The organism is Arthrobacter sp. Dra40, assembly GCF_059091905.1.
Genome location: NZ_JBNHHB010000425.1, coordinates 1 through 2,163 on the forward strand (window position 1 = coordinate 1; position 2,163 = coordinate 2,163).

The following is a 2,163-nucleotide window of genomic DNA, read 5'->3' on the forward strand; positions in this document are numbered from 1 at the left end:
GCTGCCCCGGTGCCGAACTCTTCCTCCAGCAGTTCGTTGCACAGTCCGACGCATTCGTCGCATATGTACACGCCCCCTCCGGCGATGAGCTTCTTCACCTGCTTTTGGCTTTTTCCACAGAACGAGCAGGTGAGCAGCTCCGAGCCTTCAACGGTCCGGGCCATAGTGAATCCCCTTGTCTGGTCCTCGTTCGGTCGTCCGGCGGTCCGGAGCGGTGCAGTGTGTCAGGCCGACTTGTTCCGCCGCTTGGCTACCACGTCGTGGGAGATCAGCGTTGGTTCAGTCTTGTTCAGCACCACGTCCGCGGTAATCACCACGGAGGCGACGTCGTCGCGGCTGGGGAGGTCGAACATGACCGGCTGCAGGGTTTCTTCGATGATGGCCCGCAGTCCGCGGGCACCGGTGCCCCGCTCCAGCGCGAGGTCCGCCACTGCTTCCAGGGCTTCCTGCTCGAAGCTCAGTTCCACGCCGTCCAGCTGGAACATCTTCTGGTACTGGCGCAGCAGGGCATTCTTCGGTTCGGTCAGGATCTTGATCAGGGCCGCGCGGTCCAGGTTGGACACCGTGGTGATGACCGGCAGGCGGCCGATGAACTCCGGAATCAGGCCGAACTTTAGCAAATCTTCCGGCATGACCTCGCCGTAGCTGTCCTTCTCCCCTGCCGCGTCCTTGAGCGGGGCGCCGAAGCCGATGCCCTTGCGGCCGGCCCGGGAACCGATGATTTCCTCCAGCCCGGCGAAGGCACCGGCGACGATGAACAGCACGTTCGTGGTGTCGATCTGGATGAATTCCTGGTGCGGATGCTTTCGGCCGCCCTGCGGCGGAACGGAGGCGACCGTGCCCTCGAGGATCTTCAGCAGCGCCTGCTGCACACCTTCACCGGAGACGTCACGGGTGATCGACGGGTTTTCGCTCTTGCGCGAGATCTTGTCGATCTCGTCGATGTAGATGATGCCCTGCTCGGCCTTTTTAACGTCGTAGTCGGCGGCCTGAATCAGCTTGAGCAGGATGTTCTCCACATCCTCGCCCACATAACCGGCCTCGGTCAGGGCCGTGGCGTCGGCAACCGCGAACGGCACGTTCAGCCGGCGGGCCAGTGTTTGGGCCAGGTAGGTCTTGCCGCAGCCGGTGGGGCCGATCAGCAGGATGTTCGACTTGGAGACTTCCACGTCCTCCAGCGGGCTGGCATCGGACAGATTCGCGCTGCCTTTGGGCGCATGCCCGGACTGGATCCGCTTGTAGTGGTTGTAGACCGCAACCGCCAGTGCGCGCTTGGCGGGTTCCTGGCCGATCACGTACTCCTGCAGGAAGTCGAAGATCTCCCGCGGCTTGGGCAGTTCGAAGCTGCCCAGGTCCGATACCTCGGCCAGTTCCTCTTCGATGATCTCGTTGCAGAGCTCGATGCATTCGTCGCAGATGTAGACGCCGGGGCCGGCAATCAGCTTGCGGACCTGTTTTTGGCTCTTGCCGCAGAAAGAGCACTTGAGCAGGTCAGCGCTCTCACCTATGCGAGCCATATCCGTCCCCTTACTTGGTTCCACGTCGGCACCTTGCCGCGGCAGCTGGCTGCCCGGCTGCTGCCGGATTGGTGCTGCGCTGCCGAGCCAGCTGACAACAACTCTAATTCACTGCGCCGACAGTTTCAGTAACAACACTGCCCGTGGTGCGATATGACGCGCCACGGGCAGTGCAGGACCGGCTGTTCCTACTTGGTGATCGCCGGCTTGACGATCTTGCGGGAGTCGAGCACCTGGTCGATCAGCCCGTATTCCAGCGCGCCGTCGGCCGTGAGGATCTTGTCCCGCTCAATGTCCTTGTTGATCTGCGCGGAGTCCTTGCCCGAGTGCATGGCCAGGGCGTCCTCCAGCCATTTGCGCATCCGCATGACCTCGTTGGCCTGGATCTCCAGGTCGCTGGCCTGCCCGCGGTCGCCGCCGCCCAGCGCCGGCTGGTGGATCAGCACGCGTGCGTTCGGCAGTGCCAGGCGCTTGCCGGGCGTACCGGCTGCGAGCAGCACTGCCGCGGCGCTGGCCGCCTGGCCCAGGCAGACCGTCTGGATTTCCGGGCGGATGTACTGCATGGTGTCGTAGATCGCGGTCATCGCGGTGAACGATCCGCCCGGCGAGTTGATGTAGATGGTGATGTCGCGGTCCGGGTCCGTCG

The 2,163-nt window shown here is 63.6% G+C and carries 3 protein-coding genes; all 3 read right to left on the minus strand.

Features of this window, described 5'->3' with window-relative positions; translation table 11 throughout:
* On the minus strand, positions 1 to 164 hold a 164-nt coding region (locus AC5RWT_RS36755; RefSeq protein WP_494084522.1), incomplete at its 3' end, for a ClpX C4-type zinc finger protein.
* A 60-nt stretch (positions 165 to 224) separates the two neighbouring features.
* Positions 225 to 1,517 (minus strand): ATP-dependent Clp protease ATP-binding subunit ClpX, encoded by a 1,293-nt coding sequence (gene clpX, locus AC5RWT_RS36760; protein WP_493967769.1) that lies wholly within the window; start codon positions 1,515 to 1,517, stop codon positions 225 to 227.
* 188 nt (positions 1,518 to 1,705) lie between these two features.
* A partial coding sequence (locus AC5RWT_RS36765; protein WP_494084521.1) for an ATP-dependent Clp protease proteolytic subunit occupies positions 1,706 to 2,163 on the minus strand: 458 nt, incomplete at its 5' end.